Source organism: uncultured Tateyamaria sp. (assembly GCF_947503385.1).
GTDB lineage: Bacteria > Pseudomonadota > Alphaproteobacteria > Rhodobacterales > Rhodobacteraceae > Tateyamaria.
On the sequence record NZ_CANNDO010000027.1, the window covers coordinates 1 to 890 of the forward strand.

Annotated in this window: 1 protein-coding gene; it reads right to left on the reverse strand. The window is 57.9% G+C overall.

What is annotated here, in order from left to right; translation table 11 throughout:
• Positions 1–22 precede the first annotated feature (22 nt).
• Positions 23–890: hypothetical protein (locus Q1A85_RS22940; protein ID WP_299695409.1), on the reverse strand; the 868-nt coding region annotated here is incomplete at its 5' end.

The window sequence follows — 890 nt, forward strand, 5'->3', positions numbered from 1 at the left end:
ATGGGCCGCGAGCTGCCTTTGTTCAAGGCAGAAGGCCACTCAAGCTCAAGCTGCTACCACCAAGATCAACGGTCTCAATCTCGGACCAATCGCCCGACCGCCATTCGCCAGTGCCACAATCAAAAATGGCGCACGGTATTGACCTGTTCTGGAGCAGTGCAACGCGCTCCAATACATCGCGTTTCGAAGTTGTATCCCACACACGTAAAATCGCCGCGGCAGGTTCGACAAAAGGTCCATCCGCAAGTGGTTTGCGGCAGATCGAGACTGGCACGTGCAATGCGGACAAGGCGCTTGCACGAAACAGCATGTTGGGAATGGCGAAGAACGCCGCGGGAAGCGCCGTCTTCAATTCAACTTCCAGAGACACCCCGTTTTGGGCAGCGGGTGATGGCCTTGGAACCAGGTGCACCTGCCCGTTCAGCATTTCGAACCGCTGTTTGCCTGGCACAAAGTCCCACCAGCTCATAAAACTCTCCAGATCGAAGAATGTCGGCAAGCCCTGCCCGCTCAAGGGCAGGTCATTCCAACCCGTCCGGCGCGCAACCGGAAAGCGTTGGCACAGATCGATGACAGGAACCTGATGCCTGCCAATGGCAACGGTTGTGTCGGTCACTTGGTATCGAAATCCATTGCCGAGCCTACGCGCGACAAGGGCCACGCCCGCATCAGACCGCAAATGAATGACCTGCCCCGCCCCAGCGTCTTCCCGTGCCATCATTACGTCTTGGGTCAGGGCAAGTTCGGGGTTGTCCGGAGGCACAAGGCAGACAAGTGCTCTCCTGCCCCGCTCATCAGTGATCTCCGCGCGGGGTGCAAACCCGGTTCCATCCTGTCGCGCAACGGCCGGGTGATCAGAAACCGTAAGATTTGTCTCAGACAGGGAAAGA